Origin of the sequence: Pseudomonas sp. 1 R 17, from assembly GCF_900067035.1 — a bacterium.
GTDB classification, from domain to species: domain Bacteria; phylum Pseudomonadota; class Gammaproteobacteria; order Pseudomonadales; family Pseudomonadaceae; genus Aquipseudomonas; species Aquipseudomonas marginalis.
The window spans coordinates 245,297-271,528 of record NZ_FKLB01000037.1 but is presented as its reverse complement, the minus strand read 5'-3'; the positions used below and the strand labels follow the sequence as shown (position 1 = coordinate 271,528).

The following is a 26,232-nucleotide window of genomic DNA, read 5'->3' as shown; positions in this document are numbered from 1 at the left end:
GCCCGATTCACTCATAACGTAAGGCCTGTGCTGGCTGGGTACGCGCCGCGCGCCAGGCTGGATACAGGGTGGCAAGGAAACTCAGGACCAACGCCGCGCCGCCCACCATCAGCACGTCCTGGGCTTGCACCTGGGACGGCAGGTAATCGATGAAGTAGACGTCGGCGTTGAGGAACTTGTGGCCGATCACCTTTTCAAGCAAGGCGATGGCGGCACTGACGTTCAGCGCGGCCAAAATGCCTACCGCAGTGCCGATCAAGGTGCCGACCACGCCGATCACGGTGCCCTGCACCATGAAGATCGCCATGATCTGCCCCGGCGTGGCGCCGAGGGTGCGCAGGATGGCGATGTCGCCCTTCTTGTCATTCACCACCATCACCAGCGTGGAGATGATGTTGAAGGCCGCGACCGCGACGATCAGCAGCAACAGCAGGCCGATCATGGCTTTTTCCATGCGGATGGCCTGGTACAGGTTGCCGTGGGTGCGGGTCCAGTCGCGGGCGTAGTACTGGCTTTCACCCAGGTGCTGGGCGATTTCCCAGGCGCCACGCGGGGCATCGAACAGGTCGTTGAACTTCAGGCGCAGGCCTTGCACCTGGTCCGGCTGCCAGCGATGCAGGCGGGCCAGGTCGGTGAGGTTGGTCAGGCCGAGGTAGCCGTCGATCTCGCCGGCGCCGACGTGGAAGGTGCCGACCACGGTAAAGCGCTTCATGCGCGGGAACATGCCGGCCGGCGTCACGGTGACTTCCGGCGCGACGAAGGTCAGTTTGTCGCCGATGCCTACGCCGAGCTTGGCCGCCGCCTTGTCACCGATGACAATGCCAAAACTGCCGGGGGCCAGATCGTCGAGCTTGCCCTGCAACATGAACTTGTCGATGATCGAGACGTTGCGTTCCTGGGCCGGATCGATGGCATTGAGCAGGATTTTCTGCACCTTGCCGTCGTTGGTCAGCAGCCCCTGCATCTGGGTAAACGGCGCCACGGCCACTACCTTGGGGTTCTGCTTGACCTTGGCGGCCAGGCTTTGCCAGTCGCTGATGGGCGCATCGCCCTCGATGGTCGCGTGGGGCACCATGCCCAGCACGCGGGTGCGCATTTCATGATCGAAGCCGTTCATCACCGACAGCACCACGATCATCACGACCACACCAAGGGCGAGACCGATCATCGAGGTCAAGGAAATGAACGACACAAAATGATTGCGACGCTTTGCACGGGTATAACGCGTGCCAATAAATACGAAGAGAGGTCTGAACATGTCGGGGCTTGTTCGGAGGAAAAGAAGACGTCCCGGTGGCGGGGTCTGGTAAGCAGCTTTACACTCAGACCATTACCGTTACCTGGGGTTCGCCATGTCGACATTAGATGAAGAAGAGCGCCGCGAATACTACCGTATCGACGACATGATCGCACTCCAAATCAAAAGCCTGTCTGCCCCCGAAGCGGCGAGCAAGGAAGTGTTGCTGGATGATTCACCGCTGTTCAATCTGCTCAGTGAACTGCACCTGAGCGAATTTGAAGCCCAGCACCTGCTGCGCCAGCTCAGCGAGAAGGATCGCACCCTCGTCGCCTTTCTCCGCGTGCAGAACAAACGCCTGGATTTGCTCAGCCAAATCATGGCCCGCGGCCTGCTGGATGAGGTCGGCGCCCCGCAGCCGGTGATCATTTCCGAAGGCGGCATCGATTTCCAACACCCCTCCCCCCTGACGGTGGGTGCGCACCTGGCGGTCAAGCTGGTGCTGATGCCCCAGGCGCTCGGCCTGCTGCTGCGCGCGCGGGTCACCCATTGCGATTCCAAGGGCACAGGCTTCGACGTCGGCACGGAATTCGAAGCCATGACCGATGCCCAACGCCAGCTCCTGGCGCGCTACATCCTGCAGAAACAGGCGCAGGAACGGCGCCTGGCACGGGAACAGAGCGACGCCCAAGACACCTGAATTCGTATTTACCCTGCCAGACAACCTGGCGTAAAGGAGCAACTGTGACCCTGATCTACGGCCACCGCGGTGCCAAAGGCGAAGCACCGGAAAACACCCTGACCAGCTTCCAGGCGTGTCTCAAGCACGGTGTACGCCGCTGCGAACTGGATTTGCACCTGTCCATGGACGGCGAACTGATGGTCATCCACGACCCGACCCTCAAGCGCACCACCGACCGGCGCGGCAAAGTCGTCGAGTATTCGGCGGCAGACCTGGTGAAGATGGACGCGCGCAAAGGCGGCCCGGGCTGGGTCAAGCCTTGCCCGATTCCGCGCCTGGAAGAGCTGTTCGAACAGTGCGACTTCGATCACTGGCAACTGGAAGTCAAAAGCGCCTCGCGCACCCGCGCCGCGACCACCGTGCTGGCCATTCGTGAGATGGCCGTGCGTTTCGGCCTGATGGACAAGGTCACCGTGACCTCAAGCTCGCGGGAAGTGTTGAAGGCGGCGGTTGAACTCACCCCCGACCTGTCACGCGGGCTGGTCGCCGAATATGCGTGGCTCGACCCGCTGAAGGTCGCGCAAAACTACGGCTGTGAGATGCTGGCGTTGAACTGGACGTTGTGCACCCCCGAACGCCTGGAAAAAGCCCAGCGCCAGGGCCTGCACGTGTCCGTGTGGACAGTCAACGAACCTGCGCTGATGCGCAGGCTCGCCGACTTCGGCGTAGATAGCCTGATTACAGACTTTCCCGGTTTGGCCACTGCCACCCTCGAGAATTACTGAAATCGGTCTCCCCGGCCGGCTCAGGCCACCGGCCGGAGCCGCTCAAAAAAGCCGGTTGAGGCCGTCGTAGGCCGCTACCCGATAGGCTTCGGCCATGGTCGGGTAGTTGAACGTGGTGTTGACGAAATACTTGAGGGTATTTTGCTCACCCGGCTGGTTCATGATCGCCTGGCCGATGTGCACGATCTCCGAAGCCTGGTAGCCGAAGCAATGCACGCCGAGGACTTCCAGGGTTTCGCGGTGGAACAGGATCTTGAGCATGCCTTGCGGCTCACCGGCAATCTGCGCACGCGCCATGCTCTTGAAGAACGCCTTGCCCACTTCGTAAGGCACCTTAGCCTTGGTCAGTTCGTGCTCGTTCTTGCCGATCGAGCTGATCTCGGGAATCGTGTAGATCCCGGTCGGCACGTCGTTCACATAACGCCAGCTGCCGTTGTCGACAATGCTGCCGGCGGCCGAACGGCCCTGGTCATGCGCCGCACTGGCCAGGCTTGGCCAGCCGATCACGTCACCGGCACCGTAGATGTTGGTCACGCAGGTGCGATAGTTCTCGTCCACTTCGATCTGGCCACGGCTGTTGACCTTGACCCCGATGTTTTCCATGCCGAGCTTGTCGGTGTTGCCGGTACGGCCGTTGCACCAAAGCAAGGCATCGGCCTTGATCTTCTTGCCGGACTTGAGGTGCAGGATCACGCCGTTGTCCAGGCCTTCGACCCGCTCGTATTCTTCGTTGTGACGCACGGTGATGTTGTTGTTGCTGAAGTGGTAGCTCAACGCCTGGGAAATTTCCGAGTCGAGGAAGCTCAGCAACTGGTCGCGGTTGTCCACCAGCTCCACCAGCACGCCCAGGCCGCTGAAGATCGAGGCGTATTCACAGCCGATCACGCCGGCGCCGTAGATGATCAACTTGCGCGGGGTATGGCCCAGGCTGAGGATGGTGTCGCTATCGTAGATACGCGGGTGGTGGAAATCGATATCCGCCGGGCGATACGGGCGCGAACCGGTGGCGATGATGATGTGCTTGGCCACCAGCTTCTCGACCACGCCGTTGGCGCACACCACTTCGACGGTTTGCTCGTCGGCGAAGCTGCCGGTGCCGAAGAACAGGTCGACACGGTTACGGGCGTAGTAGCCGGTGCGCGAAGCGACTTGCTTGGAGATGACCTTCTCGGCGCTTTTCAACACGTCCGGGAACGAGAACCAGCGCGGCTCACCAATGGCCCGGAACATCGGGTTGGTGTTGAACTGCATGATCTGGCGCACCGAGTGACGCAAAGCCTTGGACGGGATGGTACCCAGGTGGGTGCAGTTACCGCCGACCTGGCGACGGCTATCGACCATCGCCACCTTGCGCCCTGCCTTCGCGGCGTTCATCGCCGCACCTTCTCCAGCCGGGCCGGAACCCAGTACCACCACGTCGTAGTTGTAGACAGCCATGCGTACTCCTCAGAACAGGCCAGGCGCACGGTTGGACGCCTGGCTAAATCATGCCGCGGCCAGCGGTCATGAAGGACAATTTGGCTCAAGTGTGTGAACCGGGGCACAGTCTATATAAGGCTCAACGCCGCGCACATTAACCCTTGGTCGCGTCGTAGGCCAGTTTTGCCTTTACTACAGGAACAGGAAACGGGCATTACACTGCTGACACGCACCTTTGCAGGACGGGCCATTATGCGGCATGTCGTTTTCTGTTTAATGATGATTTTTTCGGTTGTGGTGCATGCAAGTGAGGCAGACCGGCTCCGGCAAGCCGATTTTCCTGCGCAAGCCCATGGACTGGCGCTGAAAAACCAGACGGTGTTCACCTACCTCTGGGCGGATGTGTACGCGGCTGCGCTGTATGCCCCGCAGACTGTGAGCGCCAGGCAGGCATGGGACTCGCAACAGCCGCTGCGCCTTGTGCTGTATTACTTTCGCGACATCGACCGCAACGATGTGATCAAGGCGGCGACGGCCACCTTGGAGCGCCAGCAAGCCAGCCCTCGCCTGAGGATTGAAGTCGACCAGTTGCACGCCAGCTTTCGTAACATCCGCAGCGGTGATCGCTACGCCCTGGACTTTCGCCCCGGCCGTGGCCTGAATCTGGAGATCAATGGGCAGGTGGTGTTCAGCAGCCGCAATGATGCGCTGGCAAGGGCCTACCTGGGTATTTGGCTGGCGCCCAAGGGTTTGTCCGATGATTTGCGCGGCAAACTGCTGAAATGAGTATGCATCCTCTGAACGATCGCTATCGGGGGCAAGCCCTAATGCCAGTCAGTTAAGCGTACATCGCCTCCTGTAGGAGCGAGCTTGCTCGCGAAAAACGCCAACGATAACGCGTGCTTCCTGAATGAACGCGGCGCCTGTGAGTTTTTCGCGAGCAAGCTCGCTCCTACAAAAAGCCTTAACTGACTGGCATTAGCCCCCTCCCACACGTCGACTTGTGAATACATTCAAATGTGGGAGGGAGCCTGCTGCCGATGAGGCCCAGCTCGACAACACAAAACCCGCTGCCATGAAAAAGCCCCGAACCAGTCGGGGCTTTTTCATGCAGTGCTAAGGCTTAGCGCGGGAACGCAGGCGGGTTGACCCCGGCCATGTCTTCCATCACGCGAACCACCTGACAGCTGTAGCCGAACTCGTTGTCGTACCAGACGTACAGCACAACGCGGTTGTCCTGGGTAATGGTCGCTTCAGCGTCCACCACACCGGCGTGGCGCGAGCCAACGAAGTCGGTGGACACCACTTCCTGGGAATTGACGAAGTCGATTTGCTTATGCAGGTCGGAGTGCAGCGCCATGTAGCGCAGGTACTCGTTCATCTCTTCACGGGTAGCGGCTTTCTCAAGGTTCAGGTTGAGAATGGCCATCGACACGTTCGGCGTCGGCACACGGATCGCGTTACCGGTCAGCTTGCCGGCCAGCTCCGGCAGGGCCTTGGCAGCGGCGGTGGCGGCACCGGTCTCGGTGATGACCATGTTCAGCGCGGCGCTGCGGCCACGGCGATCGCCCTTGTGGAAGTTGTCGATCAGGTTCTGGTCGTTGGTGTACGAGTGAACGGTTTCAACGTGGCCGTTGACGATGCCGAACTTGTCATTCACAGCCTTGAGCACCGGCACGATGGCGTTGGTGGTGCAGGAGGCGGCGGACACGATCTTGTCGTCAGCGGTGATTTCACCGTGGTTGATGCCGTGCACGATGTTCTTGAGCTTGCCTTTGCCAGGCGCGGTCAGCACGACGCGGTCGATACCCGGGCAGGCCAGGTGCTGGCCCAGGCCTTCGGCATCACGCCATACGCCGGTGTTGTCCACCAGCAGGGCGTCCTTGATGCCGTACTGGGTGTAATCCACCTCGGTCGGGTTCTTCGCGTAGATCACCTGGATCAGGTTACCGTTGGCGGTGATGGTGTTGTTTTCTTCGTCGATGGTGATGGTGCCGTTGAACGAACCGTGTACCGAATCGCGACGCAGCAGGCTGGCGCGTTTGGTCAGGTCGTTCTCGGCGCCTTTGCGCACCACGATGGCACGCAGGCGCAGGCCGTCGCCGCCACCGGTTTTTTCGATCAGGATGCGCGCCAGCAGGCGGCCGATACGACCGAAACCGTACAGGACAACGTCGGTGCCTTTGCGGGCAGCGGCGTTTTGCTGGCCCACCACATCGGCCATTTCTTCACGCACGAACTGCTCGGCGCTGCGGCCGGCACCTTCCTTGCGGAATTTGTAGGCCAGCTTGCCCAGGTCTACCGAAGCCGCGCCGAGCTTGAGCTCGCTCATGGCCTTGAGCAGGGGGAATGTTTCGTGGACGGAGAGTTCGCTGTCGTCGGCGGAACGATGGCGAGCAAAGCGATGCGCCTTGAGAATCGCGATGACTGATTGGTTGATCAGGCTGCGGCCATAGATCGAGCTCACCACATTGTTATTGCGGTACAGCTGACCGATAAGCGGGATCATCGCTTCTGCGAGTGCTTCACGGTCGATCCATTCACCAAGACACTGGTCGGGCTTCTGAGTCACGGGAACCTTCCACATGTAGGGGCTGAAAAAAGGGGCTACATTATGTCGTCCGACCGCCCGTTGAGCAATGCGCCAACCACAACAAAAAGCCCTTGCAAAAAAATACCACCCCGCTACAGGCCAGGAAACACGCGGGTTTCAGAAGGCCACCAATGGCGCAGTGCCGCCAACTTGTCCGTAACTCTCCGAAACATCCGTGCAAAACGGCACTACATAATGAGTCAAAAGGCTGCTTTGTTTGTCTTAGCCACTACATTTCCTACAAACCGTAATAGGCTCAGTCAGCAACTGACAGGCGGCACCTCGGGCCGTTACAATTACCGACTTTGTCGCAACGCTTGGAGCTCAACCTTCCGTGCCCGTTCTGCGTCTACCGCTTCTCCCTGCCGCGGCAGGTAAACAGCACTGGGGCAACCTGCCCGGTGCCGCCCTGAGCCTGGCCATTGCCGAGGCTGCCAGCGCAGCCAAGCGCTTTACCCTGCTGCTTACCGCCGACAGCCAAAGCGCCGAACGGTTGGAGCAGGAGCTGAGCTTCTTCGCCCCCGATTTGCCGGTGCTGCATTTTCCCGACTGGGAAACCCTGCCCTACGACCTGTTCTCGCCGCACCAGGACATCATCTCCCAGCGCATCGCCAGCCTGTACCGCCTGCCGGAACTGGCCCACGGTGTATTGGTGGTGCCGATCACCACCGCCCTGCACCGCCTGGCGCCGACCAAGTTCCTGCTGGGCAGCAGCCTGGTGCTGGATATCGGCCAGAAACTCGACGTGGAACAGATGCGCACGCGCCTCGAAGCCAGCGGCTACCGCTGTGTCGACACGGTGTATGAGCACGGTGAATTCGCCGTGCGTGGTGCGCTGATCGACCTGTTCCCCATGGGCAGCAAGTTGCCGTACCGCATCGACCTGTTCGATGACGAAATCGAGACCCTGCGCACCTTCGATCCGGAAAACCAGCGGTCCATCGACAAGGTCGAGTCGATCAAGCTGCTGCCGGCGCGGGAGTTCCCGCTGCAAAAGGACGCGGTCACGCGCTTCAAGGCGCGCTTCCGTGAACGCTTTGATGTGGACTTCCGCCGCTGCCCGATCTTCCAGGACTTGAGCAGCGGGATTACCCCGGCCGGTATCGAGTACTACCTGCCGCTGTTCTTCGACGAAACCTCGACCCTGTTCGACTACCTGCCCCAGGACACCCAGGTGTTCTCGTTGCCGGGCATCGAACAGGCGGCGGAAAACTTCTGGAACGACGTGCGCAACCGCTATGAAGAGCGCCGCGTCGATCCTGCCCGGCCTTTATTGCCGCCCGCCGAGCTGTTCCTGCCGGTGGAAGACTGCTTCGCCCGCCTGAAAAACTGGCCGCGCGTGGTCGCCAGCCAACAGGATGTGGATACCGGCAGCGGTCGCGAGCGTTTCCCGGCGGCGACGCTGCCGGACCTGGCGATCCAGGCCAAAGCCACGCAACCCCTGGAAGCACTCTCGAACTTCCTCGGCGACTTCCCCGGCCGCGTGCTGTTCACCGCAGAGTCCGCCGGGCGCCGTGAAGTGCTGCTGGAGCTGCTGGAACGCCTGAAGCTGCGGCCGAAAACCGTCGACAGCTGGCCGGATTTTGTCGCCAGCAAAGAGCGCCTGGCGATCACCATCGCGCCACTGGACGAAGGCCTGCTGCTGGATGACCCGGCGCTCGCGCTGATCGCCGAAAGCCCGCTGTTCGGCCAGCGCGTGATGCAGCGTCGCCGCCGTGAAAAACGCGCCGACGCCAACAACGATGCGGTGATCAAAAACCTCACGGAACTGCGCGAAGGCGCGCCGGTGGTGCATATCGACCACGGTGTCGGCCGCTACCTGGGCCTGCAGACCCTGGAGATCGACAACCAGGCCGCCGAATTCCTCACCATGGAATACGCCGAGGGCGCCAAGCTCTACGTGCCGGTGGCCAACCTGCACCTGATCGCCCGCTACACCGGCAGCGACGACGCCCTGGCGCCGTTGCACCGCCTGGGCTCCGAGACCTGGCAGAAAGCCAAGCGCAAGGCCGCCGAACAGGTGCGCGATGTCGCCGCCGAACTGCTCGACATCTATGCCCGTCGTGCGGCGCGCGAAGGGTATGCCTTCGCCGACCCGAAAGCCGACTACGCCACCTTCAGTGCCGGCTTCGCCTTCGAAGAAACCCCGGACCAGCAAACCACCATCGAAGCGGTGCGCGCCGACATGCTCGCGCCCAAGCCGATGGACCGCCTGGTGTGCGGCGACGTGGGCTTCGGCAAGACCGAAGTGGCCATGCGCGCGGCCTTTATTGCGGTACACGGCGGCAAGCAAGTGGCGATCCTGGTGCCGACTACCCTGCTCGCCCAACAACACTACAACAGCTTCCGCGACCGCTTTGCCGACTGGCCGGTGACCGTGGAAGTGATGAGCCGCTTCAAGTCCGCCAAGGAAGTGAATGCCGCCGTCGCCGACCTCGCCGAAGGCAAGATCGACATCGTGATCGGCACGCACAAGTTGCTGTCGGACGATGTAAAGATCAAGAACCTGGGCCTGGTGATCATCGACGAAGAACACCGCTTCGGTGTGCGTCAGAAAGAACAGCTCAAGGCCCTGCGCAGCGAGGTCGACATCCTTACCCTCACCGCCACGCCGATTCCGCGTACGCTGAACATGGCGGTGTCGGGCATGCGCGACCTGTCGATCATCGCCACACCGCCGGCGCGGCGCCTGTCGGTGCGCACGTTCGTGATGGAGCAGAACAAAAGCACAGTCAAGGAAGCGCTGCTGCGGGAATTGCTGCGTGGCGGCCAGGTGTACTACCTGCACAACGACGTAAAAACCATCGAGAAATGCGCCGCCGACCTCGCCGAACTGGTGCCGGAAGCACGCATCGCCATCGGCCACGGGCAGATGCGCGAACGCGATCTCGAACAGGTGATGAGCGACTTCTACCACAAGCGCTTCAACGTGCTGATCGCCTCGACCATCATCGAGACCGGTATCGACGTGCCAAGCGCCAACACCATCATCATCGAGCGGGCGGACAAGTTCGGCCTGGCCCAGCTGCATCAGCTGCGCGGCCGGGTTGGGCGCAGTCACCACCAGGCGTATGCCTACCTGCTGACGCCGCCCCGCCAGCAGATCACCGGGGACGCCGAAAAGCGCCTGGAAGCGATCGCCAACACCCAGGACCTGGGCGCCGGTTTTGTGCTGGCCACCAACGACCTGGAAATCCGCGGTGCCGGCGAACTGCTGGGCGATGGCCAGAGCGGGCAGATCCAGGCCGTCGGCTTCACCCTGTATATGGAGATGCTCGAACGCGCGGTGAAAGCCATCCGCAAGGGCGAGCAGCCAAACCTCGACCAGCCCCTGGGCGGCGGTCCGGAAATCAACCTGCGCTTGCCGGCGTTGATCCCCGAAGACTACCTGCCGGATGTGCATGCACGGTTGATCCTGTACAAGCGCATCGCCTCGGCCACCGACGAAGAGGGCCTCAAGGACCTGCAGGTGGAGATGATCGACCGCTTCGGCCTGCTGCCCGAGCCGACCAAGAACCTGGTGCGCCTGACCCTGCTCAAATTGCAGGCCGAGCAGCTTGGGATCAAGAAAGTCGACGCCGGGCCGCAAGGCGGGCGTATCGAGTTCGAAGCGCAGACACCGGTGGACCCACTGGTGCTGATCAAGCTGATCCAGGGCCAGCCCAATCGCTACAAGTTCGAAGGGGCTACGCTGTTCAAGTTCATGGTGCCGATGGAACGTGCCGAAGAACGCTTTAATACATTGGAGGCGTTGTTCGAGCGCCTCATCCCGAAATCTGCTTGAAGGACGCCCCAATGCGCCTGTTCCGCATTCTGAGCCTGTTGTTGGTGGTACTCGCGCCTTCGGCATTTGCCGACAGTCCGTACCAGGTGGAAATGATCCTGGTACGCCAGAACGCGGAGCCGGCGCTCAACAGCCGCGCGGCGCCGGAAAACTGGGATGCGGGCGCGCAGCGGTTGGGCGACAGGCTGAGCCCGCCGCGCCTGAACAATATCGTCGACAAACTCAACGCCGATAACAGCTTCACCGTGCTGGCGCACAAGGCCTGGGAACAGAACCTCGGCGAGCAGCCGGTCAGGATCGCGATCACCGACGGCCAGGAGCAGTTCGGCCAGTTCCCCATCGAGGGCGTGTTAAGCCTGCAACTGGGGCGTTTCACGGATATCGATGCGGACTTCTGGCTCAACACGTTCGACAGCAACGGCAGCGTGGTGGCCAGCGAACACCTGAGCCAGAAAGACGTGCGCACCAAGAACAACCAGCTCAACTACCTGGATGGCGGCCATCTGGCACTGCTGATCAAGATCACTTCGCTGACCGCCAAGCCACCCAGCGCCCCCCCGCCCGACATTCAGGACTGATCCAGCGCCATGCCCCTGACGTCGCCGTTGACCAAACCCCTGGCCCCTTCATGGGCCAATCGCTTCAAAGAGCAAAGCCTGGAGCGCGGGCGGCGCTATGCCCTGGAGAACCGCGTGCGCATCGTCGAATCCGGCGACAGCACCATCGTCGCCAGTTGCGAAGGCTCGGGGGGCAACGTTTACCGGCAGACCATCTCCTTGCGCGAATCGGCCAAGGGCGCGCTGATCCTGGTGGACAGCCGCTGTACCTGCCCGGTGCACACCAACTGCAAACACATCGCGGCGGTGCTGCTCAAGGTCCAGGAAACCCTGGCCTACCCGGCGGCGGCCCAGGATGCCGAGTTGCTGGAAAAACTCCAGGCCGTGCTGGATAACCGTGCGGTGTTGCCGCAGGTGGTGATGGAGGATGTGGTGCCCGTGCCGCGCCTGTGGCTGGCCAGCGTCGAGTTCAGCGCATTTGAACCGCGCAACGGCAAGATGCAACGCTATATCCAGCACCGTGCGGCGTTGTCGTTCAACTACCTGGGCAACTATGTCAGCGGGCAAAAGAACGCCGATATCATCGTGCGCCAGGAAACCCACAGCCTGCGCATCAAGCGCCATCCCGAGCTGGAGCAGCCCTATCGCGAACAACTGCGCCTGCTCGGTTTCAAGATCGCCACGCGCCAGAGCAAGGCCTTGCCGGAAAGCGCCGGCGAGCTGTTCGAGATGGTTAATGACAGTGCCTGGCTGAACTTCACACTCAATGCCTCGCCGACCCTGCGGGCCGAGGGTTGGGAGTTGCAGATCGACGAAGACTTCGGGTTTGACCTGAGCGCGGTCGACGACTGGTACGCCACTGTCGATGAAGGCCCCGAGCGCGACTGGTTCGACCTGGAACTGGGGATTATCGTCAACGGTGAGCGCCTGAGCCTGCTGCCGATCCTGCTCAACCTGATGCGCTCCCACACCGAGATCCTCAACCCGGAAAAACTCGCGCGGCGCCGCGATGACGAGCTGATCCTGGTGAATATCCCCGGCCTGCCCAATGGCGGTCATGGCCCGCTGCAAGTGGCCCTGCCCTACGGCCGCCTGAAACCGGTACTGGCCACCCTCGGTGAGTTTTACCTGCAGGAGCCGGGCACCACCGCGCTGCGCCTGGCCAAGGCCGATGCGATTCGCCTCAACCCGCTGGAAGACCTGCCCCTGCAATGGGAGGGCGGCGAGAAGATCCGCAACTTTGCCCAGCGCCTGCGGGACATCAAGGACTTCACCTGTGTGGCACCCGAAGGCCTGAACGCGACCTTGCGGCCTTATCAACTGGAAGGGTTGAGCTGGATGCAGTCGCTGCGCCAGCTGGAGGTGGGCGGCATTCTTGCGGATGACATGGGCCTGGGCAAAACCCTGCAGACCCTGGCGCATATCCTCAGTGAAAAGATCGCCGGACGCCTGGACCGGCCGTGCATGGTGGTGATGCCCACCAGCCTGATCCCCAACTGGTTGGACGAAGCGGCGCACTTCACCCCGCAACTCAAGGTGCTGGCGCTGTACGGGGCCACGCGCAAAAAACACTTCGCCAGCCTGCAGGACTACGACCTGCTGTTGACCACCTACGCGCTGCTGCCCAAGGACATCGAGCACCTGGCCGCCCTGCCCTTGCATGTGCTGATCCTCGATGAAGCCCAGTACATCAAGAACCCTTCCAGCAAGGCTGCCCAGGCCGCGCGCGAGCTGAATGCCCGGCAGCGCCTGTGCCTGAGCGGCACACCGCTGGAAAATCACCTGGGCGAGTTGTGGTCGCTGTTCCACTTCCTGCTGCCGGGCTGGCTGGGCGACGTCAAAAGCTTCAACCGCGACTACCGCGTCCCCATCGAAAAGCGCGCCAGCGAAGTACGACTGCAGCACCTCAACGGTCGGATCAAACCCTTCCTGCTGCGCCGCACCAAGGAGCAGGTGGCCACGGAGCTGCCGCCCAAGACCGAGATCATTCACTGGGTCGACCTCAATGAGGCCCAGCGCGATGTGTACGAGACCATGCGCCTGGCCATGGACAAAAAGGTCCGCGACGAAATCACCCGCAAAGGCGTGGCGCGCAGCCAGATCATCATCCTTGAAGCACTGCTGAAGCTACGCCAGGTGTGCTGCGATCTGCGCCTGGTCAACGATGCGACCCTGCCCACCCGTGGCAGCAGCTCGGGCAAGCTCGACAGCCTGATGGAAATGCTCGAAGAGCTGTTTGAGGAAGGTCGCCGGATCCTGTTGTTTTCCCAGTTCACCTCGATGTTGAGCCTGATCGAAGTGGAGCTGAAAAAGCGCGGTGTCGCCTACGCCCTGTTGACGGGCCAGACCCGCGACCGGCGCACACCGGTGAAGGATTTCCAGAGCGGCAAGTTGCAGATTTTCCTTATCAGCCTGAAGGCCGGCGGTGTAGGGCTGAACCTGACCGAAGCCGATACCGTGATTCACTACGACCCTTGGTGGAACCCGGCCACGGAAAACCAGGCCACCGACCGCGCATACCGCATTGGCCAGGAGAAGCCGGTGTTCGTGTACAAGATGATCGCGCGGGGCACGGTGGAGGAGAAAATCCAGCACCTGCAAAAGGAAAAATCCGACCTGGCAGCGGGTGTGCTGGATGGGCGTACCACGGGGGATTGGCAGTTGGGCAACGACGATATCGAGGCGTTGTTTGCGCCGTTGCCCAATAAGCAGGAAAAGCGCTAGATCAGCTGTGCATCCCGCAAAGCGCCAAGTGCGGTGAGCCAGCGCGGATCCTGCTTGTAGTCAGTCGAAGCAATCGCCTGCCCACGCATACGCGCGATGCGGGCCGACGGCGTGACCTTCATGCGCTGCGCCGCACTCAGCGCCAGCTCAGCCGCCGCACGGTCGTTGCACACCAGCCCCATGTCGCAACCTGCGGTCAGCGCCGCCTCGATCCGACTGGCCGCGTCGCCGACCACATGGGCACCGGCCATCGACAGGTCATCGCTGAAAATCACCCCATCGAACTGCAACTCGCCGCGCAGGATGTCCTGCAACCAGCGGCGTGAGAAGCCGGCAGGCTGCGCATCCACCTGCGGGTAGATAACATGCGCCGGCATCACTGCCGCCAACTGCTTGCTCAGGCGTGCGAAAGGCACCAGGTCATTGGCGCGAATCTGTTCCAGGCTGCGTTCGTCATTGGGAATCGCGACGTGAGAGTCGGCCTCGGCCCAGCCATGGCCCGGGAAGTGCTTACCGGTGGCAGCCATGCCGGCGCTGTTCATGCCACGGATAAAGGCACCGGCAAGCACGGCGGCGCGCTCGGGATCGCCCTCGAAGGAACGGGTGCCGACCACGGCGCTGCGCTGGTAGTCCAGGTCCAGTACCGGGGCGAAGCTCAGGTCGAGGCCGACCGCCAGCACTTCAGTGGCCATGATCCAGCCGCACTGCTCGGCCAGGTACTCGGCGTTGGGGTTGTCCGCCAACGCGCGCATGGCCGGCAGGCGCACAAAGCCTTGGCGCAGGCGCTGTACGCGACCGCCTTCCTGGTCGACCGCCAGCAGCAGGTCCGGGCGCACCGCACGAATCGCCGCGCTCAATTCCCGCACCTGGCGCGGATGCTCGATATTGCGCGCAAAAATGATCAGGCCACCGACCTCAGGCTGGCGCAACAGGTGGCGATCCTCGGCCGTCAGCCAAGTACCGGCCACGTCGACCATCAAAGAACCTTGCAGGGCAGCAGTCATAAACCTTCCTTAAATAACGCACGCAACCCGTTGTCCTCACCAGGCGCAGTGAGGACAACAGGTTGCGAGTAAATAGCTGAATTCGGCATGGGCGGCTAGCTTAGCGGATGCAAGCGGCCGCGCACACCCGGAGCGGTCAAACCTTGGCGGCAGCTGGCGTGGATTTGCTGCGTGGGCGCAACTGGGCGGCAGCCATGGCCGAGTCGGTCACGCCGGTTTCAGCGCGCATACCGGCGGCAAGGAATGGCACCATCAGGCGCATGACCTGCTCAATGGAAGTGTTCACGCCGAAATCGGTCTCGGCAATCGCACGCAACGCCTTGATCCCGGACATGCTGAATGCGGCCGCACCGAGCATGAAGTGCACGCGCCAGAACAGTTCGATCGGCGGAATACGCGGGGCGGCTTCGTTGACCAGCAACATATAGCGGCGGAATACCTTGCCGTACATGTCTTCCAGGTAACGGCGCAAGTGGCCCTGGCTCTGGCTGAATGCCAGGCCCAACAGGCGCATGAAGATCGACAGGTCATTGCCGCTGCGTGGCTGAACCACCAGCGCCTGCTCCACGAGTATTTCCAGCAGGTCTTCCAGGGTCGGCTTGTGGTCGGCCTTGGCCTGGCGGCGCTCGAGTTCACGGTCGAGGCTGGCACAGAACGGCCCCAGGAAGCGCGAGAATACCGCCTGGATCAGGGCCTTTTTCGAGCCGAAATGGTAGTTCACCGCGGCGAGGTTGACCCCGGCCTTGCTGGTGATCAGCCGCAATGAAGTTTCAGCAAATCCTTTTTCCGCGAACAATTGCTCGGCAGCATCGAGAATGCGTTCAACGGTTTCCGACTGGGCCATGGATACTCCGCCTGACAAACACTTGTTTGAAACATACGTTTCAGGGTGTGTCTTGTCAAGCCTGCAAGTTCGCTTTCCGGCCGGGCAGTCATCTATTTCATCGCTATTTAATCACATACTCCCAGGTCTGTAGGCAGCGCTATCTCTGCCTTGTAGGACAGTTAACGAATGACCGTCCAGCGGAGGCGTAGAAAAGGATGATTGCCAAGCGCAGTCCACTGTATATAATCCCAGTCACTGTATAAAAAGACAGAGCGATCAACATGCTAAAACTGACGCCACGCCAAGCTGAGATTCTGGCTTTTATCAAGCGCTGCCTCGATGACAACGGCTACCCGCCGACACGAGCCGAAATTGCGCTGGAACTGGGGTTCAAGTCCCCCAACGCCGCCGAAGAACACCTCAAGGCCCTCGCTCGCAAAGGCGCGATCGAGATGACCCCCGGTGCTTCACGGGGTATTCGCATCCCTGGCTTCGAAGCCAAGGCCGACGAATCGACACTGCCGATCATCGGTCGCGTCGCCGCCGGCGCGCCCATCCTGGCGCAGCAGCACGTCGAGGAATCCTGCAACATCAACCCGACCTTCTTCCACCCTCGCGCCGACTACCTGTTGCGGGTACATGGCATGAGCATGAAGGACGTGGGTATCTTCGATGGCGACCTGCTGGCCGTCCACACCACCCGAGAAGCCCGTAACGGCCAGATCGTCGTCGCCCGTATCGGCGATGAAGTCACCGTCAAACGCTTCAAGCGCGAAGGCAGCAAGGTCTGGCTCCTGGCCGAGAACCCTGAGTTCGCCCCGATTGAAGTGAACCTGAAAGATCAGGACCTGGTGATCGAAGGCCTGAGCGTCGGCGTCATTCGCCGCTAAAGGAGGCATCATGCAGCTCGTGCACACCCCCCAACACACACAACTGTCGCTGTTCGAGGCCTTTATGGCCCAACCCCTTGCGCCCATCCTCAAGGAAACGGTCGAGGCGCCCTGGAGCGCCGAACCTGAGGCGTTCAGTGAACTGTCGTTGCGCGGTGCGGCCGGGAGCTGCCTGAGCCTGCTGGCGCCGATCCTTCGTGAACTGAGCGAGGAACAGGATGCACGCTGGTTGACGCTGATCGCCCCGCCCGCCAGCCTGACCCAGGCCTGGCTGCGGGATGCCGGCCTTAATCGCGAGCGCATCCTGCTGCTGCAACCGCGCGGTGCGCAAAGTGCTCAGCAGTTGACCTGTGAAGCCTTGCGCCTGGGCCGTAGCCACACCGTGGTGAGCTGGCTCAACCCGCTGAATGCCACTGCCAAGGCACAGCTGATCAGCGCAGCGCGTACCGGCGATGCACAGAGCTTGAATATTCGATTGGGTTAATTCTGTGTGCCGCAGGCTATCCCTGTGGAGGGGGCCTGTTGTGGTGAGCGGGCTTGCCACAACAGCGAACCCACTTGCCACACTCAGTGAAGAACGCGCGGGCCGTCTTCTTTCTCGGGCTCGCCTTCTGCCAGGCGACCGGCCATCTGCACACCAACGCTCAACATGGCTTTTGCCACTTCCACGTGCTGGCCCTGCAGGAACACCTTGGCGTCCTCGGAAAAATCCAGGATAACCAGAGAACCTTCGTCCTCGGCCCGGCGCAGCTCGATTCGGCCGTCAGGCAACTCAACAATTTCCAGAAAGGACGTCGGCATAAAAGTCTGTTCTCCACGAAAGGCCGGGATTATATCAGTCATCCGCCCGGCCTCGCTGAGGATCTGAAGAGGTTTCTTTACGGCTTGATGAACGGTGCCATGTGAATCCGACCAACGTTCAGCACTCGTTCAAACCTTCACGAAAGCGCAATGCCATCTTTTTCAGCGCCTGACGCCAGCCTTCCAACTCTTCGCGACTCAGTGGCTCGGGCTCTTCCTCTTCCAGCGCCACCGCCACGATCAAGGGCTGGGTCACATCGCCCTTGGGCACATGGGGAACACGGGGCGGCTGAAACATATCCGCATGGGCCTTAAGCAGACGCGCGACCCAGCTGTCAGGGCTCTGCGCCATTTCCACCAACTCGGCCAGCTCAGGGATCGCCATGCTTTCCAGCACCTCACGATTCATGATCATTTCCGCACGGGGCGAACCGGCCTGGGGCAAGCGGTAGAACCCGGCGATCTCATGACACAAGCCCAGTAACGCACCATACAGGTGGAACAACGCGGCTTCACGCCCGGCCTGGACCAGCGCAATCGCGTTCATCTCCTTCCCCTCCTCGGCACGGCCAAGGGCTTCCAGGGACAAACCCGCAAAATAAATTTTCTGATTGGTACGGGTATAGAGCTCGTTGGCCATAACGGCAATCTCCACAACGAATAAGCGTGATGCTGGCTATGTAGGAGCGAGCTTGCTCGCGAAAAACTTCAGAGCACCGTTCGGTGCCAGGTTTTTCGCGTAATCGTTAACAACCTTCGCGAGCGAGGACCAGGCGTCCTCCTCGTTCCCACAGCAAGCAAAAGCCGTCTATACAGACGGCTTCTAACGTTAACAGACTAGCGGGTCAAGCGCCCTGGCGCTTGTCCTCGACCTTCCACTTGCCACCGTCGTAGAACGCTTTCCAGCCGGTTGGCTTGCCGTCCACTTCGGTCTGCACGTACTGCTCCTTGGTCTTGCGGCTGTAGCGGATCACGGCTGGGCGACCATCCGGGTCCTTCTTCGGCGCGTCACACAGGAAGTGGTACTTCGGATCGATCTCGTCCTTGTGCGGCACGATCTCCAGCACCAACGGCGCTCGGGTCTCGCGATTTTTCGGGAACTGGCTGGCCGCCAGGAACAGGCCCGAGGCGCCGTCACGCAGGATGTAGGTGTCGTTGACCTTCTCGCACTTGAGTTCCGGCATCTTCACCGGGTCCATCTTCGGCGGCGCCGCGTCACCGCTTTTCAGCAGTTTGCGCGTGTTCTTGCAGGTCGGGTTGGTGCAACCGAAAAACTTGCCGAAGCGACCGGTCTTGAGCTGCATCTCGCTGCCGCACTTGTCGCATTCCAGGCTCGGGCCTTCATAGCCCTTGATGCGGTAGCTGCCCTCTTCGATCTCGTAGCCGTCGCAATCCGGGTTGTTACCGCAGATGTGCAGCTTGTGCTTCTCGTCCAGCAGGTAGGCGTCCATCGCCGTGCTGCAGATGGGGCAGCGGTGCTTGCCCCGCAGTACCAGCGACTCGGATTCACCCTCGTCGTCGGCGGCGATTTCATCACCCGGCACCAGGTTGACGGTGGCCTTGCAGCGTTCTTTCGGCGGCAGGCTGTAGCCCGAGCAACCGAGGAACACGCCGGTGGATGCGGTACGAATCTGCATCGGACGGCCACAGGTCAGGCACGGGATGTCGGTCATCACCGGCTGGTTGGCACGCATGCCGCTCTCGGGGCTTTCAGCCACTTCGAGTTTTTTCTTGAAGTCGCCGTAGAACTCGTCGAGCACGTTTTTCCAGTCGCGCTCGCCCTGGGCCACGTCATCGAGGTTCTCTTCCATACCGGCGGTAAAGCCGTAGTCCATCAGGTTGGAGAAGCTCTCGGACAGGCGCTCGGTAACGATATCGCCCATCTTTTCCGAATAGAAACGACGGTTGTGCAGCGCGACGTAGCCACGGTCCTGGATGGTGGAGATGATCGCCGCGTAGGTCGACGGACGACCGATACCGCGCTTCTCCATCTCTTTCACCAGGCTGGCTTCCGAATAACGCGCCGGCGGCTTGGTGAAGTGTTGGGACGGGTCGAGCTTGATCAGCTTCAGCGTGTCGCCCTGGGCCATGTCCGGCAGCACATCGTCATCGCCAGGCTTGGCGATCTGCGGCATCACACGGGTGTAGCCGTCGAACTTGAGGATACGGCCCTTGGCACGCAACTCGAAATCGCCCGCACCCACGCTGACAGTAGTGGACAGGTATTGCGCCGGCAGCATCTGGCAAGCCAGGAACTGGCGCCAGATCAGCTCGTAGAGGCGCTCAGCGTCGCGCTCCATGCCACTCAGCTTGCTTGGCTCGGTGTTGGCATCGGAAGGACGAATCGCTTCGTGAGCCTCCTGGGCGCCTTCTTTGCTGCTGTAGACGTTCGGCTTCTCCGGCAGGTACTTCTTGCCGAATTCGCTTTCAATATAGGTACGCGCCATCGCCACCGCGTCTTGCGACAGGTTGGTGGAGTCGGTACGCATATAAGTGATGTAGCCGGCTTCGTACAGACGCTGGGCCATCATCATGGTTTTCTTCACCCCGAAGCCCAGGCGGTTGCTCGCGGCCTGTTGCAGGGTGGAGGTGATGAACGGCGCCGACGGCTTGCTGCTGGTCGGTTTGTCTTCACGCTTGACGATGCTGTAGCTGGAGGCCTTGAGCTTCTCCAGCGCGGCCATGGCCTGGGCTTCGTTCAGCGGCTTGAACGCCTCGCCTTTCTCACGGGCCACTTCGAAGCGCACGTTGGCGCCCTTGGCGGTGCCCAGGTCGGCGTGGACTTCCCAGTATTCCTCGGGGTTGAACGCACGGATCTCACGCTCGCGCTCCACCACCAGCTTGACCGCTACCGATTGCACACGGCCGGCGGACAGGCCACGGGCGATCTTGGCCCACAGCAGCGGCGAGACCATGTAACCCACCACGCGGTCGAGGAAACGACGGGCCTGCTGGGCGTTGACACGATCGATGTCCAGCTCGCCCGGCTTGGAGAAGGCTTCCTGGATGGCTTTCTTGGTGATTTCGTTGAACACCACACGCTTGTAGCGGCTGTCATCACCGCCGATGGCTTCCCGCAGGTGCCAGGCAATGGCTTCCCCTTCGCGGTCCAAGTCCGTTGCGAGATAGATGGTGTCGGCATCCTTGGCGAGCCGGCGCAGCTCTTCGATGACCTTTTCCTTGCCCGGAAGGATTTCGTACTTGGCCTTCCAGCCATGATCCGGGTCCACACCCATGCGCGAGACCAGCTGCTTGCGCGCTTTCTCTTTAGGCGTGAGCACCGGACCTTCGCCCGCAGCCGCCTTGCCGCGCTTGGCGGCAGGCTCCTTGCTGGCGCTAGCCGAACCGCTGGTGGGCAGGTCTCGGATATGGCCGATACTCGACTTCACCACGTACTCGTTGCCCAAGTACTTGTTGATGGTCTTGGCCTTAGCCGGGGATTCCACAATGACCAGCGATTTGCCCATGGATCGGAAAATTCCTGAATTCGAGAAGTGAAAGGCAGTTGGCGCCTGACGCGGCAACGCTATATATAGTGGCAACAAGGTGAGGTCAAGCGCAGCATTCTGCGCGACCTGCCGTTATTGCCCTGAAAAAAGACTGGGTTCGACCTGGACCAAAGCAAAGCGCGGGACCTGCTCGCCGTCAACTTCGACGGTCTCCAGGAACATGCTCAAGGGGCGCACCCAAAAGCCGTAATCGCCATACAGTGCTTGGTAGAACACCACTTCTTCTTCGGTCTCGGAATGCCGTGCCACGCTGAAAACGCGGTACTGCGGACCTTTATAATGTTGGTAGAGCCCTGGTTCGACTTTCATGCTCTGACCCCCTTACAAAATTTGTTGAAAAAAATATTAAAAATTCCAAAAAACAAAAACCGGGGCACTGGGCCCCGGCTTCCGTCGACTCAACGCTTAGACGCGTTCGAAGACGGTGGAGATGCCTTGGCCGAGACCAATGCACATGGTTGCAACCCCAAGGTTACCGCCATTTTGCTTCATCACGTTAAGCAAAGTGCCGGAAATACGCGCACCGGAGCAACCGAATGGGTGGCCCAGGGCAATCGCACCGCCGTGCAGGTTAACCTTCTCGTTCATCTTGTCGAGCACTTTCAAATCTTTCAGCACCGGCAGGGCCTGTGCAGCGAAAGCTTCGTTGAGTTCGAAGAAGTCGATATCGGAGATGGTCAGGCCCGCGCGCTTCAAGGCTTTTTGTGTCGCCGGTACTGGACCATAGCCCATGATTGCCGGGTCCACACCCGCCACCGCCATCGAACGAATCACTGCCAGCGGCTGGATGCCGAGGTCCTGGGCACGCTGCGCCGACATCACGATCATGCACGAGGCGCCGTCGGTGATTTGCGACGAAGTACCCGCCGTCACGGTGCCGCCCTTTGGATTGAAGGCAGGCTTGAGGGCCGCCAGGCTTTCCAGGGTGGTATCCGGACGAATGGTTTCGTCGTAGTCGAACAGCTTGAGGAAACCGTTCTCGTCGTAGCCGTTCATCGGGATGATTTCATCCTTGAACTTGCCTTCCACGGTCGCCTTGTGGGCGAGCTGGTGGGAACGCACGCCGAACGCGTCCTGGGCTTCACGGGTAATGCCGTGCATCTTGCCGAGCATTTCCGCGGTCAGGCCCATCATGCCCGAGGCTTTTGCCGCGTACAGCGACATGTGCGGGTTAGGATCGACGCCGTGCATCATGCTGACGTGGCCCATGTGCTCCACGCCACCAACCACGAATACATCACCGTTGCCGGTCATGATCGCCTGGGCGGCGGTGTGCAGCGCACTCATGGACGAGCCACACAGGCGGCTGACGGTCTGGCCGGCTGCCGTGTGCGGGATCTGCGTCATCAGCGACGCCATGCGCGCGATGTTCCAGCCCTGCTCCAGGGTCTGGTTGACGCAGCCCCAGATCACGTCCTCGACTTCGTTCGGGTCGACCTTGACGTTGCGTTCCAGCAGCTTGCTGATCAGGTGCGCCGACATGTCTTCAGCGCGGGTGTTGCGGTGCATGCCGCCCTTGGAGCGGCCCATCGGCGTACGACCGAAGTCGACAATCACGACGTCTCTTGGATTCAAGCTCATAAATATTCTCGCTCTAGTCGTCTGGGCACTTAACCGAAGAAGCGCTGGCCGTTCTTGGCCATCTCACGCAGCTTCGCGGTCGGGTGGTACAGCGGGCCCAGATCAGCGTATTGATCAGCCAGGGCAACGAACTCGGCCACACCGATCGAGTCGATGTAACGCAGCGCACCACCACGGAATGGAGGGAAGCCAATACCGTACACCAGGCCCATATCGGCCTCGGCGGCGGTTTCAACGATGCCGTCTTCCAGGCAACGCACGGTTTCCAGGCACAGGGCGATCATCATCCAGTTGATGATGTCCTCATCCGACACCTCACGCTGTTCGTAGATGACCGGAGCCAGCACTTCGTGCACCGACGGGTCGGCCACTTTCTTCTGCTTGCCCTTCTTGTCCGCCTCGTAGGCGTAGAAACCCTTGCCGTTCTTCTGGCCCAGGCGCTTGGCCTCGTAGAGCGCGTCGATCGCCGAGCGGCGGTCGTCTTTCATGCGGTCCGGGAAGCCTTCAGCCATCACGTCACGACCGTGGTGGCCGGTGTCGATGCCGACCACGTCCATCAGGTACGCCGGGCCCATTGGCCAGCCGAATTTTTCCATGACCTTGTCGATGCGCACGAAGTCCACACCGGCACTCACCAGCTTGGCGAAACCACCGAAGTACGGGAACAGCACGCGGTTGACCAGGAAGCCCGGGCAGTCGTTGACCACGATCGGGTTCTTGCCCATTTTCTTGGCGTAGGCAACGGTGGTGGCAATCGCCAGCTCGCTGGACTTCTCGCCACGGATCACTTCCACCAGCGGCATCATGTGCACCGGGTTGAAGAAGTGCATGCCGACGAAGTTTTCCGGACGCTTGAGGGCCTTGGCCAGCAGCGAAATGGAAATGGTCGAGGTGTTCGAGGCCAGGATGGTGTCGTCTTTGACGTGGCCTTCAACTTCAGCCAGTACCGCCTGCTTGACCTTCGGATTCTCGACAACCGCTTCGACCACCAGGTCGACATGGCCGAAATCGCCGTAGGACAGCGTAGGACGAATACCGTTAAGCACTTCAGCCATCTTCGCCGCAGTCATACGACCTTTATCAACGCGGCCGACCAGCAGTTTGGCGGCTTCGGCCAGGCCCTGCTCGATACCGTGTTCGTTGATGTCCTTCATCAGGATCGGCGTGCCTTTGGACGCCGACTGATAGGCGATACCGCCGCCCATGATACCGGCGCCGAGCACGGCAGCCTGTTTCACGTCCTTGGCGATTTCGTCGTAGGCCTTGGCCTTTTTCTTCAGCTCCTGGTCGTTCAGGAACAGGCCGATCAGGCTCTGGGCCGCCGAGGTCTTGGCCAGTTTGACGAAGCCTGCTGCTTCCACTTCCAGGGCTTTGTCGCGACCGAAGTTCGCGGCCTTCTGGATGGTCTTGATCGCTTCAACCGGCGCCGGGTAGTTCGGGCCGGCCTGGCCAGCCACGAAACCCTTGGCGGTTTCGAACGACATCATTTGTTCGATGGCGTTGAGCTTGAGTTTTTCCAGCTTCGGCTGACGCTTGGCCTTGTAGTCAAATTCGCCGCTGATGGCGCCCTTGATCAGGTTCAACGCGGCTTCGGCCAGCTTGTCCGGAGCCACCACGGCGTCGACGGCACCGACTTTCAGTGCGTCTTCGGCACGGTTTTCCTTGCCGGCGGCAATCCACTCGATGGCGTTGTCGGCACCAATGATGCGCGGCAGGCGCACGGTGCCGCCGAAGCCTGGGTAGATGCCCAGCTTGACTTCAGGCAGGCCGATCTTGGCGGTGGCCGCCATGACGCGGAAGTCCGCCGCCAGGCACATTTCCAGGCCGCCGCCCAGCGCGATGCCATTGATCGCGGCAACGGTCGGTACGTTGAGGTCTTCGAAATCGCTGAAAATCTTGTTGGCTTCGAGGTTGCCAGCCACCAGCTCGGCATCGGGCAGCTTGAAGTTGTCGACGAATTCGGTGATGTCAGCGCCGACGATAAACACGTCCTTGCCGCTGGAGACGATCACACCTTTGATCGATGCATCAGCCTTGATGGTGTCTACGGCCTGACGCAGTTCGTTCAGGGTTAGACGGTTGAACTTGTTGACGGACTCACCCTTGAGGTCGAACTTCAGTTCGACGATGCCACTTTCAAGAGCCTTAACCGTGATGGCTTTACCTTCGTAAATCATCAACTGATCTCCACGATATGGAAGCTGAACAGTACACATTGGACGCTGGCCTATGCTTGGACATTGATAATTTCGTCAATGCTCAGGCCAATCCGCCAGGCACACCCGCCAATGCGATAGTCGGGTTTCTGTATGAGCGGTCTGACAGACAAACGCTCAATTCATACGCCCGTTTGATTTGGGTACGCCACCTTCATCCAATTCCGAGCAATTGTCAATCGCTCGAAAGGCTAGGAAAAACGCGACTTTCCAGTCATTTCAGAACCCCGGGGCCAGGCCCGCGATTCGTCAATATTCAACTATTCACGAAATCAATAATGAAAAAGATAGGGAAAACCGCTGTACAGAACCGGATATGCCGCTAGGCTAGCGACAACCGTAACGCGCCTGGATGAACATCCGACGCGGAAAACCCAGATTTACCGGCCTGCCTGGCCAACTCCAGCCCGATGATGCTTTCGGGCTTTTTATTGCCTGGCGTTTGGTATTTTTGTAGGAGCGAGCTTGCTCGCGAAAAATTCAAGGGCGCCGCGTATAACCTGAATACCCGCGTTATCGTTGACGATTTTCGCGAGCAAGCTCGTTCCTACAGAGAGCGGCAGAGGGCAGCATCAGGCCAGGGCCTTGAGCAATGTATCAATGGCGAGCAGGTCGCTCGCCTCGCCCTTCTCGCCCCAGTAAAGGGCGATCATTTGCTTGTCGGCCTCGACCTTGTAGACATTCGCCGGCAGCGTTGCAAAATGCGGCAACAACTTCTCATCGACACACACTTCGCGCCACTGATTGACCCACACGCCAGGCTCCAGCTGCCAGTAGCTCCAAACGGCCGGCATACTGCCGCGCCGGGGTCGGCAGTACTGCGCACACGGGCTCGGCGGCTCTTGCTTGAGCCAGTGCGGCCACTCCTGGGGCGCCAGTTGCATGGCCAGGCCGATGCGGCGTGCCTCCATGCGCAGGGCCATGCGCCCGCTCTGATGGCGTGATGGGCGCAGCCATGCCAGGGGGCTCAGAACCACGACAAGGATTGACACCACTATCCAGACCGTCATATGTGTACTCCCGATTTTTCTGATGAGCGGATTTGACCTGACGCAACCCTATCCGCTTGAAAGCAGCCATACTGAATCTATTGCAGTCCCCTGGAGGAACGCCCCATGTCCTACGAACATATTCTGGTCGCCGTAGACCTGACCGAAGAGTGCGATCCAGTGATCAAGCGCGCCCGAGCGTTTGCCGTTGCCAGTGGCGCAAAACTGTCACTGGTGCATATCGTCGAGCCCATGGCGATGGCCTTTGGCGGCGACGTGCCCATGGACCTTTCCCAATTGCAGCAACAACAGTTCGACCAGGCCAAGGAGCGCCTTGACCGCCTGATCGTCAAATACCCCGAAGTGACCAAGGAAAACTCCCACCTCACCTACGGCCAACCGCGCCAGGAAATCCACCACCTGGCCAAGGAGCAGCATTGCGACCTGATCGTGGTCGGCAGCCATGGCCGTCATGGTTTGGCGTTGCTGCTGGGTTCTACTGCCAATGATGTGCTGCACGGTGCGCCGTGCGATGTATTGGCCGTCAGACTGGTAAAAACCTCTTAAGGCCACATTTGAACCGCATTTCATATGAAAAAGCCCGGCGCCCATATTAGGGCGCCGGGCTTTTTTAT

21 protein-coding genes are annotated in these 26,232 nt (G+C 60.7%); 9 read left to right on the top strand and 12 right to left on the bottom strand.

Annotation, left to right across the window (positions count from 1 at the left end; translation table 11 throughout):
- Positions 1 to 7 precede the first annotated feature (7 nt).
- Positions 8 to 1,258 carry a lipoprotein-releasing ABC transporter permease subunit gene (locus tag BFP99_RS13100; protein WP_027604228.1) on the bottom strand — a complete coding sequence of 417 codons (1,251 nt, stop codon included), beginning with the start codon at positions 1,256 to 1,258 and terminating at the stop codon, positions 8 to 10.
- A gap of 94 nt (positions 1,259 to 1,352) precedes the next feature.
- On the opposite strand from BFP99_RS13100, the gene BFP99_RS13095 reads away from it, so the two are divergent.
- Both BFP99_RS13095 and BFP99_RS13090 read left to right on the top strand, forming a co-directional pair.
- Complete coding sequence (locus tag BFP99_RS13095) at positions 1,353 to 1,937, top strand: PilZ domain-containing protein (protein WP_065928153.1); 585 nt, start codon at positions 1,353 to 1,355, stop codon at positions 1,935 to 1,937.
- A gap of 44 nt (positions 1,938 to 1,981) precedes the next feature.
- Entirely contained in the window at positions 1,982 to 2,704 is a 723-nt protein-coding gene (locus BFP99_RS13090; protein ID WP_027604230.1) for a glycerophosphodiester phosphodiesterase, read from the top strand.
- Positions 2,705 to 2,746: 42 nt separating this feature from the next.
- Here the strand turns inward: BFP99_RS13090 and sthA are convergent, their stop codons facing one another.
- Positions 2,747 to 4,141, bottom strand: a complete 1,395-nt coding sequence (gene sthA, locus BFP99_RS13085; RefSeq protein ID WP_005786183.1) for a Si-specific NAD(P)(+) transhydrogenase — start codon at positions 4,139 to 4,141, stop codon at positions 2,747 to 2,749.
- 234 nt (positions 4,142 to 4,375) lie between these two features.
- Between sthA and BFP99_RS13080 the strand changes: the two genes are divergently transcribed.
- Positions 4,376 to 4,909, top strand: coding sequence for a chalcone isomerase family protein (locus BFP99_RS13080; RefSeq protein WP_065928154.1), 534 nt, complete (start codon positions 4,376 to 4,378; stop codon positions 4,907 to 4,909).
- A 337-nt stretch (positions 4,910 to 5,246) separates the two neighbouring features.
- Here BFP99_RS13080 and BFP99_RS13075 read toward each other — a convergent pair whose 3' ends face one another.
- Positions 5,247 to 6,710: a glyceraldehyde-3-phosphate dehydrogenase gene (locus BFP99_RS13075; RefSeq protein ID WP_027604232.1), complete on the bottom strand. Its 1,464-nt coding sequence runs from the start codon at positions 6,708 to 6,710 to the stop codon at positions 5,247 to 5,249.
- Positions 6,711 to 7,050: 340 nt separating this feature from the next.
- On the opposite strand from BFP99_RS13075, the gene mfd reads away from it, so the two are divergent.
- The 3 genes from mfd to BFP99_RS13060 are packed head-to-tail and all read left to right on the top strand — an operon-like array spanning position 7,051 to position 13,781.
- Positions 7,051 to 10,500, top strand: coding sequence for a transcription-repair coupling factor (mfd, locus tag BFP99_RS13070; protein ID WP_065947401.1), 3,450 nt, complete (start codon positions 7,051 to 7,053; stop codon positions 10,498 to 10,500).
- Positions 10,501 to 10,511: 11 nt separating this feature from the next.
- On the top strand, positions 10,512 to 11,078 hold the full coding sequence (locus BFP99_RS13065; RefSeq protein WP_065928156.1) for a CsiV family protein: 567 nt from the start codon (positions 10,512 to 10,514) through the stop codon (positions 11,076 to 11,078).
- Positions 11,079 to 11,087: 9 nt separating this feature from the next.
- Positions 11,088 to 13,781, top strand: coding sequence for a DEAD/DEAH box helicase (locus BFP99_RS13060; RefSeq protein ID WP_065947400.1), 2,694 nt, complete (start codon positions 11,088 to 11,090; stop codon positions 13,779 to 13,781).
- Here the strand turns inward: BFP99_RS13060 and nagZ are convergent.
- On the bottom strand, positions 13,778 to 14,785 hold the full coding sequence (gene nagZ / locus BFP99_RS13055; protein WP_065947399.1) for a beta-N-acetylhexosaminidase: 1,008 nt from the start codon (positions 14,783 to 14,785) through the stop codon (positions 13,778 to 13,780). The two genes, BFP99_RS13060 and nagZ, sit on opposite strands and share 4 nt — an antisense overlap.
- A 136-nt stretch (positions 14,786 to 14,921) precedes the next feature.
- Entirely contained in the window at positions 14,922 to 15,629 is a 708-nt protein-coding gene (locus BFP99_RS13050; protein ID WP_065947398.1) for a TetR/AcrR family transcriptional regulator, read from the bottom strand.
- A gap of 263 nt (positions 15,630 to 15,892) precedes the next feature.
- Between BFP99_RS13050 and lexA the strand changes: the two genes are divergently transcribed.
- Positions 15,893 to 16,501: a transcriptional repressor LexA gene (gene lexA / locus BFP99_RS13045; RefSeq protein ID WP_003172575.1), complete on the top strand. Its 609-nt coding sequence runs from the start codon at positions 15,893 to 15,895 to the stop codon at positions 16,499 to 16,501.
- A gap of 10 nt (positions 16,502 to 16,511) precedes the next feature.
- A complete protein-coding gene (sulA, locus tag BFP99_RS13040) occupies positions 16,512 to 16,985 on the top strand; it encodes an SOS-induced cell division inhibitor SulA (RefSeq protein ID WP_027604238.1) in 474 nt (157 codons plus the stop codon).
- 83 nt (positions 16,986 to 17,068) lie between these two features.
- Here sulA and BFP99_RS13035 read toward each other — a convergent pair whose 3' ends face one another.
- The 7 genes from BFP99_RS13035 to BFP99_RS13005 form a co-directional block, all read right to left on the bottom strand.
- On the bottom strand, positions 17,069 to 17,302 hold the full coding sequence (locus BFP99_RS13035; RefSeq protein ID WP_010212068.1) for a hypothetical protein: 234 nt from the start codon (positions 17,300 to 17,302) through the stop codon (positions 17,069 to 17,071).
- Between the two features lie 118 nt (positions 17,303 to 17,420).
- On the bottom strand, positions 17,421 to 17,942 hold the full coding sequence (locus BFP99_RS13030) for a DUF6586 family protein (RefSeq protein ID WP_027604239.1): 522 nt from the start codon (positions 17,940 to 17,942) through the stop codon (positions 17,421 to 17,423).
- Positions 17,943 to 18,147: 205 nt separating this feature from the next.
- Positions 18,148 to 20,769 carry a type I DNA topoisomerase gene (gene topA / locus BFP99_RS13025; protein WP_065928159.1) on the bottom strand — a complete coding sequence of 874 codons (2,622 nt, stop codon included), beginning with the start codon at positions 20,767 to 20,769 and terminating at the stop codon, positions 18,148 to 18,150.
- 114 nt (positions 20,770 to 20,883) lie between these two features.
- Positions 20,884 to 21,120 (bottom strand): DUF1653 domain-containing protein, encoded by a 237-nt coding sequence (locus tag BFP99_RS13020; RefSeq protein WP_027604241.1) that lies wholly within the window; start codon positions 21,118 to 21,120, stop codon positions 20,884 to 20,886.
- A 96-nt stretch (positions 21,121 to 21,216) separates the two neighbouring features.
- The gene (fadA, locus tag BFP99_RS13015; RefSeq protein ID WP_026136849.1) at positions 21,217 to 22,392 is read right to left on the bottom strand and encodes an acetyl-CoA C-acyltransferase FadA; all 1,176 of its coding nucleotides are present in this window, start codon (positions 22,390 to 22,392) and stop codon (positions 21,217 to 21,219) included.
- A 29-nt stretch (positions 22,393 to 22,421) separates the two neighbouring features.
- Entirely contained in the window at positions 22,422 to 24,569 is a 2,148-nt protein-coding gene (gene fadB, locus BFP99_RS13010) for a fatty acid oxidation complex subunit alpha FadB (protein ID WP_065947397.1), read from the bottom strand.
- A 611-nt stretch (positions 24,570 to 25,180) separates the two neighbouring features.
- Positions 25,181 to 25,618 carry a hypothetical protein gene (locus tag BFP99_RS13005; RefSeq protein ID WP_027604243.1) on the bottom strand — a complete coding sequence of 146 codons (438 nt, stop codon included), beginning with the start codon at positions 25,616 to 25,618 and terminating at the stop codon, positions 25,181 to 25,183.
- Between the two features lie 105 nt (positions 25,619 to 25,723).
- On the opposite strand from BFP99_RS13005, the gene BFP99_RS13000 reads away from it, so the two are divergent.
- On the top strand, positions 25,724 to 26,164 hold the full coding sequence (locus tag BFP99_RS13000; protein WP_027604244.1) for a universal stress protein: 441 nt from the start codon (positions 25,724 to 25,726) through the stop codon (positions 26,162 to 26,164).
- The last annotated feature ends 68 nt before the right edge of the window (positions 26,165 to 26,232 follow it).

Bases quoted from the DNA above. Each gene is read 5' to 3' on its own strand.
- BFP99_RS13100 (WP_027604228.1), bottom strand. From the start codon at position 1,258: ATGTTCAGACCTCTCTTCGTATTTATTGGCACGCGTTATACCCGTGCA.
- BFP99_RS13095 (WP_065928153.1), top strand. From the start codon at position 1,353: ATGTCGACATTAGATGAAGAAGAGCGCCGCGAATACTACCGTATCGAC.
- sthA (WP_005786183.1), bottom strand. From the start codon at position 4,141: ATGGCTGTCTACAACTACGACGTGGTGGTACTGGGTTCCGGCCCGGCT.
- BFP99_RS13080 (WP_065928154.1), top strand. From the start codon at position 4,376: ATGCGGCATGTCGTTTTCTGTTTAATGATGATTTTTTCGGTTGTGGTG.
- BFP99_RS13075 (WP_027604232.1), bottom strand. From the start codon at position 6,710: ATGTGGAAGGTTCCCGTGACTCAGAAGCCCGACCAGTGTCTTGGTGAA.
- BFP99_RS13065 (WP_065928156.1), top strand. From the start codon at position 10,512: ATGCGCCTGTTCCGCATTCTGAGCCTGTTGTTGGTGGTACTCGCGCCT.
- BFP99_RS13060 (WP_065947400.1), top strand. From the start codon at position 11,088: ATGCCCCTGACGTCGCCGTTGACCAAACCCCTGGCCCCTTCATGGGCC.
- nagZ (WP_065947399.1), bottom strand. From the start codon at position 14,785: ATGACTGCTGCCCTGCAAGGTTCTTTGATGGTCGACGTGGCCGGTACT.
- BFP99_RS13050 (WP_065947398.1), bottom strand. From the start codon at position 15,629: ATGGCCCAGTCGGAAACCGTTGAACGCATTCTCGATGCTGCCGAGCAA.
- lexA (WP_003172575.1), top strand. From the start codon at position 15,893: ATGCTAAAACTGACGCCACGCCAAGCTGAGATTCTGGCTTTTATCAAG.
- sulA (WP_027604238.1), top strand. From the start codon at position 16,512: ATGCAGCTCGTGCACACCCCCCAACACACACAACTGTCGCTGTTCGAG.
- BFP99_RS13035 (WP_010212068.1), bottom strand. From the start codon at position 17,302: ATGCCGACGTCCTTTCTGGAAATTGTTGAGTTGCCTGACGGCCGAATC.
- BFP99_RS13030 (WP_027604239.1), bottom strand. From the start codon at position 17,942: ATGGCCAACGAGCTCTATACCCGTACCAATCAGAAAATTTATTTTGCG.
- topA (WP_065928159.1), bottom strand. From the start codon at position 20,769: ATGGGCAAATCGCTGGTCATTGTGGAATCCCCGGCTAAGGCCAAGACC.
- BFP99_RS13020 (WP_027604241.1), bottom strand. From the start codon at position 21,120: ATGAAAGTCGAACCAGGGCTCTACCAACATTATAAAGGTCCGCAGTAC.
- fadA (WP_026136849.1), bottom strand. From the start codon at position 22,392: ATGAGCTTGAATCCAAGAGACGTCGTGATTGTCGACTTCGGTCGTACG.
- fadB (WP_065947397.1), bottom strand. From the start codon at position 24,569: ATGATTTACGAAGGTAAAGCCATCACGGTTAAGGCTCTTGAAAGTGGC.
- BFP99_RS13005 (WP_027604243.1), bottom strand. From the start codon at position 25,618: ATGACGGTCTGGATAGTGGTGTCAATCCTTGTCGTGGTTCTGAGCCCC.
- BFP99_RS13000 (WP_027604244.1), top strand. From the start codon at position 25,724: ATGTCCTACGAACATATTCTGGTCGCCGTAGACCTGACCGAAGAGTGC.